At 68.3% G+C, this 16,960-nt stretch carries 15 protein-coding genes; 2 read left to right on the forward strand and 13 right to left on the reverse strand.

Annotation, left to right across the window (positions count from 1 at the left end; translation table 11 throughout):
• Positions 1-155: 155 nt before the first annotated feature.
• Both ACE3SG_RS24480 and ACE3SG_RS24485 read left to right on the forward strand, forming a co-directional pair.
• Positions 156-1,277 (forward strand): ABC transporter substrate-binding protein, encoded by a 1,122-nt coding sequence (locus ACE3SG_RS24480; RefSeq protein WP_374568851.1) that lies wholly within the window; start codon positions 156-158, stop codon positions 1,275-1,277.
• Between the two features lie 8 nt (positions 1,278-1,285).
• Positions 1,286-2,164, forward strand: a complete 879-nt coding sequence (locus tag ACE3SG_RS24485) for a PhzF family phenazine biosynthesis protein (protein ID WP_374568852.1) — start codon at positions 1,286-1,288, stop codon at positions 2,162-2,164.
• Here the strand turns inward: ACE3SG_RS24485 and gtfA are convergent.
• From gtfA to lepA, 13 genes are all read right to left on the reverse strand, one after another.
• Positions 2,161-3,669 (reverse strand): sucrose phosphorylase, encoded by a 1,509-nt coding sequence (gtfA, locus tag ACE3SG_RS24490; protein ID WP_374568853.1) that lies wholly within the window; start codon positions 3,667-3,669, stop codon positions 2,161-2,163. The genes ACE3SG_RS24485 and gtfA overlap by 4 nt on opposite strands.
• A complete protein-coding gene (locus tag ACE3SG_RS24495; protein WP_374568854.1) occupies positions 3,666-4,976 on the reverse strand; it encodes an MFS transporter in 1,311 nt (436 codons plus the stop codon). The genes gtfA and ACE3SG_RS24495 overlap by 4 nt, the downstream gene beginning before the upstream one ends.
• 25 nt (positions 4,977-5,001) lie before the next feature.
• Complete coding sequence (locus tag ACE3SG_RS24500) at positions 5,002-7,368, reverse strand: TonB-dependent receptor domain-containing protein (protein WP_374568855.1); 2,367 nt, start codon at positions 7,366-7,368, stop codon at positions 5,002-5,004.
• 256 nt (positions 7,369-7,624) lie between these two features.
• Positions 7,625-8,680 carry a LacI family DNA-binding transcriptional regulator gene (locus ACE3SG_RS24505; protein WP_374568856.1) on the reverse strand — a complete coding sequence of 352 codons (1,056 nt, stop codon included), beginning with the start codon at positions 8,678-8,680 and terminating at the stop codon, positions 7,625-7,627.
• A 7-nt stretch (positions 8,681-8,687) separates the two neighbouring features.
• On the reverse strand, positions 8,688-9,761 hold the full coding sequence (nagZ, locus tag ACE3SG_RS24510; protein WP_374568857.1) for a beta-N-acetylhexosaminidase: 1,074 nt from the start codon (positions 9,759-9,761) through the stop codon (positions 8,688-8,690).
• Between the two features lie 92 nt (positions 9,762-9,853).
• On the reverse strand, positions 9,854-10,252 hold the full coding sequence (gene acpS, locus ACE3SG_RS24515; protein ID WP_374568858.1) for a holo-ACP synthase: 399 nt from the start codon (positions 10,250-10,252) through the stop codon (positions 9,854-9,856).
• 1 nt (position 10,253) lies between these two features.
• Complete coding sequence (locus tag ACE3SG_RS24520) at positions 10,254-11,045, reverse strand: pyridoxine 5'-phosphate synthase (protein WP_374568859.1); 792 nt, start codon at positions 11,043-11,045, stop codon at positions 10,254-10,256.
• A gap of 6 nt (positions 11,046-11,051) precedes the next feature.
• Positions 11,052-11,876 (reverse strand): DNA repair protein RecO, encoded by an 825-nt coding sequence (recO, locus tag ACE3SG_RS24525; RefSeq protein ID WP_374568860.1) that lies wholly within the window; start codon positions 11,874-11,876, stop codon positions 11,052-11,054.
• Positions 11,877-12,125: 249 nt separating this feature from the next.
• Positions 12,126-13,067, reverse strand: a complete 942-nt coding sequence (gene era, locus ACE3SG_RS24530; protein ID WP_374568861.1) for a GTPase Era — start codon at positions 13,065-13,067, stop codon at positions 12,126-12,128.
• 56 nt (positions 13,068-13,123) lie between these two features.
• Positions 13,124-13,816, reverse strand: coding sequence for a ribonuclease III (gene rnc / locus ACE3SG_RS24535; RefSeq protein ID WP_374568862.1), 693 nt, complete (start codon positions 13,814-13,816; stop codon positions 13,124-13,126).
• 39 nt (positions 13,817-13,855) lie between these two features.
• On the reverse strand, positions 13,856-14,242 hold the full coding sequence (locus ACE3SG_RS24540) for a DUF4845 domain-containing protein (protein WP_374568863.1): 387 nt from the start codon (positions 14,240-14,242) through the stop codon (positions 13,856-13,858).
• Positions 14,243-14,273: 31 nt separating this feature from the next.
• Positions 14,274-15,239, reverse strand: coding sequence for a signal peptidase I (lepB, locus tag ACE3SG_RS24545; RefSeq protein ID WP_374568864.1), 966 nt, complete (start codon positions 15,237-15,239; stop codon positions 14,274-14,276).
• Positions 15,240-15,272: 33 nt separating this feature from the next.
• Positions 15,273-16,960: translation elongation factor 4 (lepA, locus tag ACE3SG_RS24550; protein ID WP_374568865.1), on the reverse strand; the 1,688-nt coding region annotated here is incomplete at its 5' end.

Genomic DNA, 16,960 nt, shown 5'->3' on the forward strand with positions numbered 1-16,960 from the left:
GAACCCGCTATGTTGGCATGCAGAATAGGCCCCCGCTGCCGCGGGGGGAAACGTGCAAAACGTCTCAATCAGAGGGCGTTAGTGCGTAGCAGCCACAAGATGGCCATCACTGGCTATTCACAGAATCAATTTCCCTTCCTTTGCGGGAGTCATCGATGAGTTCGTGGATTCGTTGGGCGGGCCGTGCGGCTTGCGTTGTGGCTTTTGTGGGGGCCGCGGTCCCGGCCCTGGCCCAGATCAAGATCGGCCAGACGGCCGGCTTCAGCGGCCCGGTGGCCGCCGGCGTGAAGGAGGTGAGCGACGGTGCCAAGCTCTACCTGGACGCCGTCAACAAGGCCGGCGGCGTGGCCGGCCAGCACATCGAGCTGATCGCGCTCGACGACAAGTTCGACCCGGCACTGGCGGCCGAGAACGCCAAGAAGCTGATCGACCAGGGCGTGGTCGCGCTGTTTCTGACCCGCGGCACGCCGCACACCCAGGCGGTGATGCCGCTGCTGCTGCAGCACCATGTGCCGCTGATCGGCCCGTCGACCGGCGCGATGGCGCTGCACAACCCGGTCAACCCGTGGCTGTTCAATGTGCGCGCCACCTACCAGCGCGAAGCCGAACGCGCCGTGCGCCACCTGAGCCTGATCGGCATGGACCGCATCGCGCTGGTGCAGGTCGACGACTCGTTCGGCGCCGATGCGGCGACGGGCGCGCTGGCCGGCTTTGCCGGTGTCGGCAAGCAGCCGGTGGTGCACGAGAAGTTCGACCGCACCAAGCCGGACATGGCGCCGATCATCCCGAAGCTGGTCAAGTCGGACGCCCAGGCGGTGCTGTTCATCGGCTCGGGCAACATGGTGGCCGACGGCGTGAAGCTGCTGCGCAGCGCCGGCTCGCGCGCCCAGGTGGTCACCTTGTCGAACAACGCGTCGGCCGGCTTCGTCAAGTCGCTCGGCGACAACGCCCGCGGCACCGTGGTGAGCCAGGTCTTCCCGTACGAGCGTTCGCTGTCGGCGCCGATCGTCAAGGAAGCGCTCGAGTACGGCAAGGCGGCCGGCATCGGCGAGGTGACGCCGGCCATGCTCGAAGGCTACGCCGCGGCCAAGGTGCTGGTCGAAGGGCTGCGCCGCGCGGCGCCGAACATCACCCGCGAGCGGTTGCGCGCCGCGCTCGAAGGCTTCAAGCGCGTCGACCTGGGTGGCCTGGAGCTGAGCTACAGCCCGACCGACCACAGCGGCCTGGACTACGCCGACCTGTCGATCGTGGGTGAAGACGGGCGCTTCAAGCGCTGAGCCACCACATGGCGGGCCCGTCGTACTTTCACGTCGATGTCTTCGCCGCCGGGCCGCTGAGTGGCAATGGGCTCGCGGTCTTCCTCGACACCGACGGCTGGTCCGCTGCCGCGATGCAGCGAATCACGCAGGAGATGCGGCAGTTCGAGTCGATCTTCCTGTCCCGCATCGGGCCCGACGGCGCCATCGCCCGCGTCTTCACGGTAGAAGAGGAACTGCCTTTCGCCGGCCACCCGGTGCTGGGCGCCGCGGCCGTGCTGCACCGGGCCCTCGCGCCTGATGCGCCTTCGTACGCGTGCACACTGCAGCTGGCCCACGGGCCGGTCGCCGTGCGCACCGAGCGGCGCGCCGGCCACTGGCTGGCCGAGATGAACCAGGGCCAGGCGAGCCTGGGGCCGGCGGTGCCCGAGAACGCGCTGGCCCCCATCCTGGCGCAGCTGAGCCTCGCCCCGGCCGACCTGGCGCCGGGCCTGCCGGCACGGGTGGTCTCCACCGGCCTGCCCTACCTGGTCGTCCCGGTGCGGCCCGACGCCCTGGCCCGCACGGCAATCCAGGGCCCCGACCTCGAGGCCAAGCTCGCCACGCTGGGCGCCAAGTTCGTCTTCGTGCTCGATGCGGCGAACCGCGAGCTGCGAACCTGGGACAACCTCGGCCGGGTCGAAGACGTGGCCACCGGCAGCGCCGCCGGCCCCGCCGCGGCCTACCTGTTCGCCGAGGGCCTGGCCGAGCTCGACACGCCGATCGAACTGGCGCAGGGCCGCTTCACCGGCCGGCCCAGCCGCATCGACGTGCAGTGCCGCCACGATGGTGCGCTGCTGGTGCGCGGCGCCGTCTGGCCGGTCTGCCAGGGCACGCTGGACCTGGCATTCTCTGAACTGAGAAGTTAGCCTTCAGCGGCCATGGCCGGCGCTTCGTCGAAGTGCCACTCGAAGCCGACGCCGCCGGTGCGGCCCGCCAGGCGATGCGCGAGGGTGCGAAAGTTCACCTCCAGGCTGACCTCGTCTTCGCCGGCGTGCCAGCGCATCGCCAGCGTGTCGGCGTCGCTGGTGATCAGCTCGAATTCGCCGTTGAACGCCGGGTGCCGGTTGCGCAGCCGGATCAGCTCGACGAGGCGTTGCACCACCGGCCGGGCCAGCGCGCGATCGATGTCTTGGCGGCTGTAGTGGCTGCGGTTGATGTCGCGGCCGACGCCCGTGCGGCTGAGCAGCGCCATGTCGTTCTCGCCCGCCAGCAAACCCACGTAGTAGACCTGCGGCACACCGGGCAGAAAGAACTGGATCGCGCGCGCCAGCAGGTAGGCCCGGTCGTCGCGCGCCATCGCGTCGTAGAAGCTGCAGTTGACCTGGTACAGGTCGAGGTTCGAGGCGGCCGCCCCGGTGGCGCGCCGGCTGTGGCCACGGCTGTTGTGGTGGATGCGCTCGACCAGCTGGTCCAGCTCGGCATCGGGCACCAGGCCGGGGTGGCCGGTGCGGTCGGCTGCGTCGGCACCGATGTCGATGATGCCGATGCCGTCGTGCGTGTCCAGCACGGTCAGCGCGTTGTGCGGGCGCATGCCGATCCAACGCTTGAGCGGCTCGGCGGTGTGGAACGCGAACGCGTGCAGCACCAGCGGCGGCAGCGCAAAGTCGTAGACCCAGTCGACCGCGCGGGCGATCTCGATCTGCCGCTGGTGGTAGGCGTGGATCTCGACCAGCACCTCGATGCCCTGCGCCTTGGCCATCGCCGCGAACTCGGCGATGAAGCCGAAGGTCTCGGGCGTCATGAAGCAGCTCTGGCCGGCGCGCTTGATCGCGTAGCCGACCGCATCCAGCCGCACCATGCTGACCTTCGCGTCGGCCAGCGTGCGCAGGATGCCGTCGAGGTAGGCCTGGCCCAGCGGGTGTCGCACATCGATGTCGACCTGCTGCGGCGTGAAGGTCGTCCACAGCACCTTGCGTTCACCGCCCTGCAACGTGGTGGTCGTGAACGGCAGGCCCGGGCGCGGCCGGTAGATGGCCAGCAGGTCTTGTTCGGTGGCGCCCTGCGGGAACACCGTGCCGAGGGTCAGGAACAGGCCGGCATGCGGCGATGCGTCACCGCGCTCGAGCCAGTCGCGAAACTGCGGTGACTCGGTCGACATGTGGTTGACGATGACGTCGGCCATCACGTCGATGTCCTCGGCCAGCGCACGCACGTCAGCCCAGTCGCCCAGCCGCTCGTCGACCCGCGTGTGGTCGATCGGGTCGAAGCCGGCGTCGGCACCGTCGATGCGGTGGAAGAACGGCAGCAGGTGCACGCCGCCGAAGAGCCCAGCCAGCGGTGCATCGGCCCCTGCGAGCAGTGCGCGCAGGTCGCGCAAGCTACCGCCGCCCAGGCGGTCGACGTAGGTGATGAGTTGAACCTGGTTTTTCATGAAGGGTGTCGGGAGGTCGGGACACGCAGCACGGCGACGGCCGCCGCCAGCAGCAGCACGCCGGCCAGGCGAACGACGTTGTCGGGTTGGCCGCCGAGCCACGCTTGGTAGTACAGCGGTAGCGTCAGCATCTGCAGCAGCATCGGGATCACGATGAACATGTTGAAAATGCCCATGTAGACCCCGGCCCGCTCGGGCGGGATGCTGCCGGCAAGCAGCACGTAGGGGTTGCCCATGATGCTGGCCCAGGCCAAGCCGATGCCGACCATCGGCAGGAAGAGCCAGGCCTTGTCGTGGATCGACGGCAGGGCCCACATGCCAATGCCGGCGGCCACGAGGCAGACCGCGTGCATCACATGGGCGCCGAAGCGGCGCGTGAACGGCACCAGCGCGAACGCCGCCACAAAGGCCACCGCGTTGTAGAAGCCGCCGATCTGACCGTTCAGCAGGCTCGCCTCGCGAAAGCCAGGCGATGCCGCATCGGCGGTGGCGAACATCGTCTTGGCCAGCGACGGCACGATGTAGATCCAGTAGCACATCATCCCGTACCACTGGAACAGCTTCATCCACCACAGCCGCCGCATCGTCGGCGGCATGGCGCGCAGTGCATCGACGATCTCGCGCAGCGTGGCCATCACGCCGCGCGGCTTGGCTTGCATCGCGCGCAGCTCGGCCTCGCCCAGCGGCAGCTCGGGCACGCGGCGCACAGACCAGTAAACCGTGGTGATCGACAGTAACGCGCCGATCAGGAACGCGGCAACAGTGGACAGCGGGATCTGGCTGCCCATCGTCGCGTCACGGTCCAGCCCCCACCAGACCAGCAGCGACGGGCTCAGGTAGGCGAGCGTTTGCGCCAGGCCGGTGAAGGCACTTTGCGTCAGGAAGCCCAGCGCATGCTGCTCACGCGGCAGGCGGTCGCTGACATAGGCCCGGTAGGGCTCCATCGTCACGTTGTTGGCGGCGTCGAGAATCCACAGCAGCCCCGCCGCGAACCACAACCCCGGGCTGAACGGCATCGCCAGCAGGCCCAGGCTGCACAGGATCGCGCCGATCAGAAAGTACGGCGTGCGCCGCCCCCAGCGCGACACCGTGCGGTCGCTCATCGCACCGATGATGGGTTGCACCAGCAGGCCGGTCATCGGCCCCGCCAGCCACAGCAGCGGCAGGCTGGCCTCGTCCGCCCCCAGCGTGCGGTAGATCGGGCTCATGTTGGCTTGCTGCAGACCGAAGCTGAACTGGATGCCGAAGAAGCCGACATTCATGTTCACGATCTGCGCAAAACCCAGTCTTGGCGGCGGGCTGCTCATGGTGCGACGGTAGCGCTCAAGGGGTTCAGAACGTGTACCGCAGCGACAACTTCGCGCTGCGCCCGTTGACGGCGCGGGCGATGTACAGCGGGTTGTTGCCCAGGTTGTTCTGGCCCTCGGCCTCGGTGTAGCCGAGCTGGTCGAACACGTTGTTGACACCGGCGGAGAGCAGCAGCTCGGGCGTCAACTCGTAGTTCGCGAACAGGTTCACCACCGAGAAGCCGGGCAACACGACCTGGTTGTCGTTCTGCGCGTAGCTCTTGGTCGTGCCGATGATCGCGCCCCCCACTTCCAGCGAACCGAAGCTGTACGACGGGCTGATCTGGTAGACCCAGTCGGCCTGCCGACGCGGCGTGTGGCCCTTGTTCGGGCCCGAGTCGATTTCGGCATGGGTCCAGGTGGCACCGCCCGCGACCTTGAAATCGCCCAGGCGCCAGGCCAGCTCGGCCTCCAGGCCCTGCGAGGTGTACGAGTCCTTCTTGACGGTCTGGGTCGTGACCTCGAAGCCCGCGCCTTCCTTGGTGCGGGCATTGAACAGGGTGACGAAGGCGTTCAGGCCGCTCTGGCGGAACTTGATGCCGCCTTCGAACTGGTCGACCTCGTTGACGGGATAGGGGTCGACGCCGGTGGCGACACGCTCGTCCCAGATCACCCGGTCCGGCGACTTCCACGACGCGCCGTGGCTGAAGCGCGTGAAGGCGGCCAGGCTCTTGCCGAACTCGTAGTTGCCGCCCACCGAGTACGAGGTGGCATCGGCCGTGTAGTGCACGGCCGTCGTGCGGTCGGGGTTCCAACTGCCACCGGATGCTGCGTCGCCGAAGCGTTGCGAGCCGGTGCCGCGCTGGCGGTCCTGGCGCACGCTGGCGTCGAGGCTCAGCGGCCCCCGCTCCCACGTCAACGCGGCGTACGGCGCCACGGCCGTCAGGCGCACGTCGATCGAGCGGAAGCAGCAGCCGCCCCAGGTGGTGGTGGCGTCGCCCACCGGCTCGGTGCTGGGGTTGCCGGCGTTGTCGTACAGCGCGGCGCCGTCGCCGGTCAGGCCGACGTTGTAGCGGTTCCAGTACCAGGTCTGGGCCACGTTCTGGATGCCGCTGAACAGGCCGCCGGTCAGCGTGAGCCGGTGCTCGTCGCCGAGCTTCAGCTCTTTTTGCACCCGCAGGTCGTTGAAGACGTTGCCCATGTCGTCGAGCGAGGTGTTGAAGATGTGGGCCGAGAAGACCGGCGTGCTGCCGGTGTAGTCGGCCGGCTGGCTGCCGGCCGGGAACAGGCCGATGAAGCGGCCGTTGATCACGCTCTTGCGGAAGCGGTCGGTCACGGTCCAGCCATCGCCGGGCTTGAGCTGGGTTTCGACGCCGAAGGCCGACACGTTCACGCCGAGGCCGTCACCGGGGTGGGTGGTGACGCTGTGGCCGTCGGCACCGACGACCACGTCGGTCGGGAAGTGGCTGTTGATGAAGAAGGCATTGCGCGGGTCGATGCCGGGCAGCTGCTTGATCGTGTTGCCGTCCAGTTGCACCGGCACCGGCAGGTAGGTGGGCGTGTTGTCTTTCAGCTGCTTGAGCGAGACGCGCACGTAGCTGCCGCGATCGTCGAGCTCCTTGGTCAGGCTGGCGCGGAACTGGCCGCCGTTTTCGGTCGTGACATCGGTGTGGCGCGTGCCTTCACCCAGGCGGTAGAAGCCACCGAACTGGTAGTACAGCTTGTCGCCGAGCTTGCCGCCGTGCTGGAAGTCGATGCGCTGCTGGCGGTGGTCCAGGCCCAGGCTCATGCCGACGGCGCCGCCGGGCACCTTGCCGGTCTTGCCGATGAAGTTGACGATCGCGCCGGGCGAGTTGGTCGACAGGGTCGATGCGGAGCCACCGCGCACCACGTCGATCGAGTCGAGCGTGTAGTCGGCGCGCACGAACTGGTCGGCGGTGGCGAACGACACGTCGCCGACCAGCAGCACGGGCAGGCCGTCTTCCTGCAACTGCACATAGCGCCCGCCGCCATCGGACATCGGCAAGCCGCGCACGCCCAGGTTGGCGTTGCCCTCACCGCCGGACGACTCGGCACGCAAGCCCGGCACAGCGCGCAACACCTCGACCGCGCTGGCGGCGGTGGAGTTCTGCACCTGCTCGCTGTCGACCGTGCTGACGGAGACGCTTTGCTTCATCTTGCTGCGGGCGGTGGTGGCACCGGTGACGACGATGCGGCCAAGGTCGAGGCCGGCGTCCGGCGTGGTCTCGGCGGGCGCCGGTGCCGCATCGGCAGGCGCGGCAGACGCGGCGACCGCGGCCGGCACCGTGGACGGCGCCGCCTGCGCCCAGGCGACGGTGGTGGGCAGCAAGGCCCATGAAACGGCGAGCGCCAAGGGGTGGCGGTGCGGCAGGCGGCGCAAGGGGGTGGGCATCGGATCGCTCCAGTCGAGTTGGTGTACGGCGCGGCGTGGGCCAGTGGGCCCGCGCCGTTGTCTCCGGTCCCGCCCGATCACGCGCGCCAAGCACGCCGTGCGGGTGGGATGGCGTGCAGTGTCGCGATCATTGCAATCGATTGCAATTTGGTGGAAACACCAATACGGATGAATTTAAATCAAACAGGAGATGTCGATCACAACGCGGTATTTGCAATCGATTGTCAATTGCAGGCGGCCAATGCCGCCACCCGACTCAGCGCTGCGGTGGTTCGACGACGCTGCTGTGCCGCACCACCAACTCGACTGGCAGCAGCCGCGGCGGCTGCGCCTCGCCGCCGATCAACCGCGTCAGCGCATCGACCAGCTCGACGCCGGCCTGCGAAACGGGTTGGTGGATGGTGCTCAACGGCGGGTCGGCATAGGCCGCCAGCGCGATGTTGTCGTAGCCGATCACGGCCACGTCGTCGGGCACGCGCCGGCCGGCGCGCCGCAGCGCACGCATCGCGAGGATCGCGATCAGGTCGCTGCAGGCAAAGACTGCATCGAAGCGGGCTGCGCCGGCCTGCAGCAGCGCATCGATCGCCCGCTCGGCGCCCTGCTCTTCGAACGGCACCTTGTGCACGAGCGCGTCGTCGAACGACACGCCCGCATCGGCCAGGGCTTGCCGATGGCCGGCCAGCCGCAAGGCCACTTCGGGCAACTGCGCATCGCCCAGAAAGGCGATGCGGCGCCGCCCCTGCGCGAGCAGGTGCTGGGTGGCCAGGCGCCCGCCGAGCAGGTTGTCGCCGCCGACCGTGCAGTACAGCTGCTGCGGCAGCTGGCCACCCCAGACGACCACCGGCACGCCGCGCGCGGCCAGCGCATTGAGCTGGTCGTGGTGCCGCCATTGGCCGATCAGCACGATGCCGATCGCGCGGCCGACGTCGTACAGCGACGAGACCGAGTCCAGCGCCTCGGCATCGACCCGCGACAGCAGCATGTCGTAGCCACGGTCGGTCAACGCATCGGCCAGGCTGCCGACCATCGACAGGAAGAACGGGTCGGAGATGTGCTGGCGCGACTGCGCGTCGTAAGGCACCACCACCGCGATCGTCTGGTTGCGCTGCAGGCGCAGGTTCTTGGCGCTCTCGTTGATCGTGTAGTTGAGCGATCGCGCCAGCTCGCCGATGCGGCGCCGCGTCCCTTCGTTGACCAGCGTGCTGCCGTTCAGCGCCCGCGACACGGTGGACATCGACACGCCGGCCAGGCGCGCGATGTCGGCCATCTGCAGGCGCCGGCGTTCGGCCGACGAGTCGGGCTTGGGCGCCATCGCCGGGTCAGAAGGCCAGCAGTTCCAGCGCGCGCTGGTAGGCGGCGTGGTGCATCAACTCGTCCCACGGCAGCGGGTCGGTCTGCGGCAGCAGCGCGATGCGGCGGGCCTCGCTGTCGGCATCGGCCCGCCAGCGGCCCTTCACGAGCGCATCGGCCAGGCCGTCGAGCAAGGCGTCGACCGGTGCGCCACCGTCGACCTTGCTCTGGTTGCACAGCAGCACCAGGTCGCAGCCGGCGTTCAGCGCCTCGACCGCCGCATCGGCGGCGCTGACCGCGCGGCCGTCGATGACGCGGGCGCCTTCCATGCTGAGGTCGTCGCTGAAGACCGCGCCGGTGAAGCCGAACTGGCCGCGCAGGATGTCTTGCAGCCAGACCTTGGAGAAGCCCGCCGGCCGGCTGTCGACCTTCGGGTAGGTCACGTGCGCCGGCATCACGCTGGTGAGCGTGCTGCTGAGCCATTCGTAGGGCTTGGCGTCGTCGCCCAGGATCGCCTTGCGCGAGCGCTTGTCGACCGGCGCAGCGATGTGGCTGTCGGCCTCGACATAGCCATGGCCGGGGAAGTGCTTGCCGCAGTGCGCCATGCCGGCCCGCAGCAGACCGTGCGTCAGGCTCTTGGCCAGCAGCGTGGCCACCCGTGCATCGCGGTGGAAGGCGCGGTCGCCGATGATCACGCTGTGGCCGTGGTCCAGGTCGAGCACCGGCGTGAAGCTCAGGTCGACGCCGCAGGCGCGCAGCTCGGCGGCCAGCACATAGCCCGCGGCGCTGGCGGCGTCGGTGGCTTGCATCGCGTCCTTCATCCACAGCTCGCCCAGGCGCCGCATCGGCGGCAGGTGGGTGAAGCCGTCGGTCTTGAAGCGCTGCACGCGGCCGCCTTCGTGGTCGACGCAGACCAGCAGGTCGGGCCGGATCGCCTTGGCCTCGGCGACCAGCGCGGTCAACTGCGCCCGGCTCTCAAAGTGGCGGGCGAAGAATATCAGGCCGCCGGTCAGCGGGTGCGCCAGGCGGCGGCGGTCTTGCTTGTCGAGTTGCGGGCCAGCGATATCAAGGACGATGGGGGCGTGATGGGGCCCCTCGCCCACGGAGTACCGCGTGCGATCCCCCGAGGGGATGGCGCCCGGCTTCGGGCGGCCGGGCGCTCGGGCGCCTGCGGTGTTCGATGCAGTTGTTCTTCTCATGGGGTGTCTGTTTCAACAACGACGAAGCTGACCGCATAGTCACTCTCGTCGCTCAGGGTCACTTGGGCGCGCAGCTGGCGCGCGTCGAACCACTCGGCGAGTTCGCCGTGCAGCTGCAGGTAGGGCTGGCCGCTCGGCCGGTTCAGGATCTCGCAGGCGCGCCAGGTCATCGGCATGTGCAGGCCGACACCGATGGCCTTCGAGAAAGCCTCTTTCGCCGAGAAACGCGTGCCCAGGTAGGCCAGGCCGCGCGCCTCGACCTTCGCCCGGCGGTGCTGGAAGACCTTCAGCTCGGTCGGCCCCAGCACCTTCTCGGCAAAGCGGTCGCCACGGCGCTCGAGTGTGGCGGCGATGCGGCGCAGGTCGCAGACGTCGGTGCCAATGCCGAAAATCATGTCAGCGCTGGCCCGCCGCGTGGATGGCCTTCCGGTAGCCGCGGATCGTCTCGGTGTAGCCCAGCTCCAGCGCGTCGGCGATCAGCGCGTGGCCGATCGAGACTTCGCTGACGCCGGGCACCTCGCGCAGGAAGGCGGTCAGGTTGTCGCGGTTGAGGTCGTGGCCGGCGTTGACGCCCAGGCCGGCCGCCAACGCGGCGCGCGCAGCGTCGGCAAACCGGGTGCGCACTTCGGCTTCGCGCGGCGTGCCGAAGGCGCTGGCATAACTCTCGGTGTACAGCTCGACGCGGTCGGCGCCGACCTCGCGCGCCAGCGCCATCGCCGCTGGGTCCGGGTCCATGAACAGGCTGACGCGCACGCCCAGCGCATGGCATTCGTCGATCAGCGGGCGCAGCACGGCGGCGTCGGTGCGCAGGTCGTAGCCGTGGTCCGAGGTGAACTGGCCGACGCTGTCCGGCACGAAGGTGGCCTGGTGCGGGCGCACCGCGCGCACGAAGTCCATCAGGTTGTGCTGCGGGTTGCCTTCGATGTTGTATTCGACCTGCGGCCAGGCCTTGAGCAACGCGGCCAGCTCGTGCACATCGCTGCCGCGGATGTGGCGCTCGTCCGGCCGGGGGTGCACCGTGATGCCGTCGGCACCGGCCTCGAGCACCAAGGTGGCCGCGCGGGTGACGCTGGGGATGCCGAGGTGGCGGGTGTTGCGCAGCAGCGCGACCTTGTTCAGGTTGACCGACAAGGCGGTGCGCCCTTCGGCGCCGTGGGCAAACGATTCGGGGGCGATCAGCGGGTTCATCGGCGTTCAGGGCGTGTCGGGGCGGGGGCCGGTGCGCGGCAGGTCGAGCAACTGCTGCTGCGCGTCGATCATCACCTCGCGCGTGCGCAGCCGGGTCGTGCCCAGATGATAGTGAAGCAAGGCGCGCAGGGCGGCCTTCAGCGGGCCCGCCCCTTCGGCGCAGGTGGCCTGCAGCGTCGGCATCGCACCATCGTCCAGCGCCTGCTGCAGCCGCAGCAACAGCGCGCCGCCGAGCGCCGCATCGGCCGGGCCGGCCTCGACGATGCCGATCTCGGGCCGCAGCAGGCAGGCGTCGCGTGCGCCTACCGGCCGCAACGTGGCGGTGAACTGGTCGAGCTGCGGCAGCAGGCCGATTTCGCGCAGCAGCACCAGCTCGAAGGCGCGCAGCGCGGCCGGGGTCAGCGTGTCGTCGGCGGCGGCCAGCGCCGGCAGCGTGGCGGCGTAGGCATCGAACAGCAGCGCGTGCGGGTCGTTGCGGGCGAGCAGCTTCATCAGCAGCTCGTTCAGGTAGAAGCCCGAAAACAGCGCCGCGCCAGACAGCATCGGCCCACCGCCAGCCCATTCGGCACTGCGCAGCGTGACGATGTCGACCGCCTCGTCGCGCGATGGGCGGCTGACGGACACGAGCAGCCGCTGAAAAGGCAGCAGCGCCGGCCGCAGCTGCGAATAGGGCCTCTTGGCGCCCTTGGCCACCACCGTGAGCCGGCCCTGATCGCGCGTGAACAGGTCGAGGATCAGGCTGGTCTCGCTCCAGTCGTAGCGGTGCAGCACATAGGCTGCGCTGGCCGAGGCGGCGCGGGCCACGCGGGCGGCTAGGGTCTGCCGGCCCATGAATCGACCATGCGCCGGGGCTGCAAGGCATGCAGCGTTAGGCGCAGGCCGCCGGTCGGGGCCGGACCCCGACCAAGGGCTGCAACAACGCGATGCGTGCCTTGCAGCCCCGGCCCTTCGGGTGGCACCCCAGAAAGGGCGCACTCGTCGTTGCCAATGCTCGCTGGGGCCCAACCCCAGCTCCGCTTGGCGCCTAGATTGCGCCCTTTCTGGGGTGCCACGCAGAGTCGATTCATGGGTCGACAGACCCTACTCGTAGCCGTAGGTGCGCAGGTGCTCTTCGCTGTCGGCCCAGCCCGAGCGCACCTTGACCCACAGCTCGAGGAAGACCTTGGCCTCCATCAGGCGCTCGAGCTCTTGCCGCGCCTCGCTGCCGATGCGCTTCAGGCGCTCGCCCTTGTCGCCGATGATCATGCCCTTGTGGGCATCGCGCTCGACGACGATGGACGCCGCGATGCGGCGCAGGTTCCCATCTTCTTCCCACTTGTCGATCACGACGGTCGAGGTGTAGGGCAGCTCGTCGCCGGTCAGGCGGAAGAGTTTTTCGCGGATGATCTCGCTGGCCAGGAACTTCTCGCTGCGGTCGGTCAACATCTCCTGGTCGTAGTACCAGACCTGCTCGGGCAGGTAAGGCTTCAGGATGCCGAACAGGCGGTCGACATCGGCCGCCTTGTGGGCCGACATCGGCACGTACTCGGCGAAGGTGTGACGGTCCTGCATGCTTTTCAGCCAGGGCAGCAGGTCGGCGCGGCGCTGCACCGCGTCGAGCTTGTTGGCCACCAGCACCACCGGCTTGTGCTTCAAGCCTTCGCCCTGCAGCAGGCTCAGCACCTTGGCGTCGTCGATGCCGAACCGGCCGGCTTCGACCAGGAACAGCACCAGGTCGACGTCCGACAGCGTGCCGACGACGGCGCGGTTCAGCGAGCGGTTCAGCGCCGCGGCATGGCGGGTCTGGAAGCCAGGCGTGTCGACGAACACGAATTGAGCCTCGTCGACCGTGCGCACGCCGGTGATGCGGTGGCGCGTGGTCTGGGCCTTGTTCGAGGTGATGCTGATCTTCTGGCCGACCAGGGCGTTCATCAGCGTCGACTTGCCGACGTTGGGCCGGCCGACGATGGCGATCAGGCCGCAGCGTTGCGACGGGCTGGCGGCTGCGCCGGCATCGGGAGACGGAGGGGCGGTGGGTTCCACGGGAGGATTGTGCTGCGGCCGCGGCCGGCGCGCAGCCGGCCGGTGGCCTGGGGGTGTCAGCCGCGGCCGCCTTCGGCGCGCAGCAACTGGTCGAGCAGGGCCTGCGCGGCCTCTTGCTCGGCGGCGCGGCGGGACTTGCCCTCGCCGCGGGCGCTGCGCTCCAGCGCCGGCACGCTGGCCTCGACCTCGAAGGTCTGCGCATGGGCCTGGCCACGCGTGGCGACGATGCGGTAGGCCGGCACCGCATGGCGACGCGCTTGCAGCCATTCCTGCAGCTCGGTCTTGGCGTCCTTGCGCCAGCTGTCGACGCTGGTGCTGGCGATGATTTCGCCGAACAGGCGGTCGACCAGCGCGTGGGCCGCATCGGCGCCACCGTCGAGGTAGACGGCGCCGATCACCGCCTCCATCGCATCGGCCAGGATCGACGCCCGCTGCGCCCCTCCCCCGCGGGCTTCGCCCTCGGACAGGCGCAGCACCTCGGGCAGGTGCAAGGCCAGCGCCAGCCGGTGCAGCGAGTCTTCACGCACCAGGTGGGCCCGCACGCGCGTCATGTCGCCTTCGTCGGAGCCGCCGAAGCGGTCGAACAGCAGGCGCGAGACGGCCAGGTTCAATACCGCATCACCCAGGAATTCGAGCCGCTCGTTGTGCTCGGCACCGAAGCTGCGGTGCGTGAGCGCGCGCAGCAGCAGGTCGGGCCGGCGAAAGCGGTAGTCCAGGCGCTGTTGCAGCGCATCGTGTCGGGCGTCCATCGGAACGGGGTAAGGACTGCTACCGGCCAGCCGCGCTGATCACTTGCTGGACACGCTGTACCGGTACTTGATCAGCAGGAAGACCGGGGACACGAGCTCGACCTCGTCGTCGTAGGCGAAGCCGACGCGAAAGCCATCGCCCGCGGCTTCGATCTCGAGGTCCTCGCCCTTGATCATGTCGTTGGTGTATTCGATGTCGCGCTGGCGGTTGAAGGCCGAGCGGATGGCCGGCACCGTGCTCGGCCGGGGGTCGGCACGCATCACCTTGTCCACCGCGCCCCGTGTCGTCAGGTATTTCTGCACCGACGGGTAGACCTTCAACAGCACGAGCGCGCCACCGCCGACGATGACGGCCCAGAACAGCATGCCGAACAGGCTCAAGCCGAGCTGGCGACGGGCGAATGACGACGACGATGCAAGACTCATGGCGCGAGGCACTCCTGTTGGCTGTGTCGGGTCAATGGAAGGCGCCGAACCGTCCGAGGTTACCGAAATTCATCCAGATGAAGAAGGCCCGGCCGACCAGATTCTCGTCGGGCACGAAGCCCCAGTAACGCGAATCCTGGGAATTGTCACGGTTGTCGCCCATCACGAAGTAGTGACCCGCCGGCACCTTGCAGGTCACGCCTTCGGCGCTGTAGCTGCAGGCCTCGCGGTGCGGGAACACGGTGATCGGCCCGAACGGCTGGCCCGGCCCTTTTTCGTGCTGGATGCGGTGCTCGGTATCGCCCAGCTTCTCTTGCAGCAGGTTCATGTAGCGCATGCGCTCGTCGTCGTAGCCATCGCCTTGCGGCGTGTTGACGACGACCTGCCCGTTGATCTTCAGCTGGTGGTTGCCGTAGCTGATCTCATCGCCCGGCAAACCGACCACGCGCTTGATGTAGTCGATGCGCGGGTCCACTGGGTAGTGGAAGACGATCACGTCGCCGCGTGCCGGCGTGTGGTTCGGGATGACCTTGGTGTTGAGCACCGGCAGGCGGATGCCGTAGTGGTACTTGTTGACCAGGATCAAGTCGCCCACCTCCAGCGTCGGGATCATCGAACCGGACGGGATCTTGAACGGCTCGAACAGGAACGAGCGCAGCAGGAAGACGACGATGATCACCGGGAACAGGCCCGCCGTCCAATCCAGCCACCAGGGCTGCATCAGCAAGCGGCCACGGGCCTCGTCGAGATTGCCGTCGACCTGGGTGATGCCTTTGCTGGCCAGCTCGGCGCGACGCGCCGCGTCCTGCTTCTCGAGGTTCTGCGCCGCGGCTTCACGCTTCGGGCGGAAGTGGAAGCGCTCGGCGATCCAGTAGAAGAAGGTGACGACCGACAGGATGAACAGCAGCAACGAGAAGTTGCCCACCCATTTGTCCATGTACCAGCCGCCGAGGTAAACGATCAGGGCGCCGTACAGGACGGCGGTGAGGTAGCTCATGAAGGGGTGCTTGCCGTGGGTTGATTCTTGTCGTCAGTCGTCGACCTGCAGAATGGCCAGGAAGGCTTCTTGCGGCACCTCCACGGTACCGATCTGCTTCATGCGCTTCTTGCCGGCCTTCTGCTTCTCGAGCAGCTTCTTCTTGCGGGTGATGTCGCCGCCGTAGCATTTTGCCAGCACGTTCTTGCGCAGCGCCTTGATGTTCTCGCGGGCGATGATGTTGGCGCCGATGGCCGCCTGGATCGCCACGTCGTACATCTGACGCGGGATCTGCTCGCGCATCTTGGCCGCCACCGCGCGGCCGCGGTACTGGCTCTGCGCGCGGTGCACGATGATCGACAGCGCGTCGACCCGGTCGCCGTTGATCAGCAGGTCGACCTTCACGACGTCGGCCGCGCGGTATTCCTTGAACTCGTAGTCCATCGACGCATAGCCGCGCGACACCGACTTCAGCTTGTCGAAGAAGTCGAGCACGATCTCGGCCAGCGGCATGTCGTAGGTCAGCATGACCTGACGCCCGTGGTAGGCCATGTTGAGCTGCACGCCGCGCTTGAGGTTGCACAGCGTCATCACCGGGCCGACGTAGTCCTGCGGCATGTACAAGTGCACGGTGACGATCGGCTCGCGGATCTCCCTGATCCGGCCCTGGTCGGGCATCTTGCTCGGGTTCTCGACCTCGATCACCTCGCCATCACCCAGCTCGACCTCGTAGACCACCGACGGGGCGGTGGTGATCAGGTCCTGGTCGAACTCGCGCTCGAGCCGCTCCTGCACGATCTCCATGTGCAGCAGGCCGAGAAAGCCGCAGCGGAAGCCGAAGCCCAGCGCCTGGCTGACCTCGGGCTCGTAGCGCAGCGAGCTGTCGTTGAGCTTGAGCTTTTCCAGCGCGTCGCGCAGCGAGTCGTACTCGCTGGCCTCGGTCGGGTACAGGCCGGCAAAGACCTGGGGCTGGATTTCCTTGAAGCCGGGCAGCGGCTCGGTGGCCGGGCCGGCGTTGTTCGGCAGCTTCTTTTCCAGCGTCAGGGTGTCGCCGACCTTGGCTGCCTGCAGTTCCTTGATGCCGGCGATGATGAAGCCGACCTCGCCCGCCTTCAGCAGCTCGCGGTTCTCGCTCTTGGGCGTGAACACGCCCAGGTGCTCGATCGGGTAGACCGTGTTGGTGGCCATCATGCGGATGCGGTCGGCCTTGCGCAACTCACCGTCGACCACCCGCACCAGCATCACGACGCCGACGTAGTTGTCGAACCAGCTGTCGATGATCATCGCGCGCGGCGGGCCGTCCGGATTGCCACGCGGCGCCGGCATGCGCTCGATCACTGCTTCGAGGATGTCGTCGATGCCCAGGCCCGTCTTGGCCGAGCAGGGGATCGCATGGGTCGCGTCGATGCCGATCACGTCCTCGATCTCTTCCTTGGCGCGCTCGGGGTCGGCCTGCGGCAGGTCCATCTTGTTGAGCACCGGCACGACCTCGACACCGAGCTCGATCGCCGTGTAGCAGTTGGCCACCGTCTGCGCCTCGACGCCCTGGCTCGCGTCGACCACCAGCAACGCGCCTTCGCAGGCCGACAGCGACCGGCTCACTTCATAAGAGAAGTCGACGTGCCCCGGGGTATCGATCAGGTTCAGGTTGTAGACCTGGCCGTTCTTCGCGGTGTACTGCAGCGCGGCCGTCTGCGCCTTGATCGTGATGCCGCGCTCGCGCTCGATGTCCATCGAGTCGA

It is taken from the genome of Ideonella sp., from assembly GCF_041914305.1.
GTDB lineage: Bacteria > Pseudomonadota > Gammaproteobacteria > Burkholderiales > Burkholderiaceae_C > Ideonella.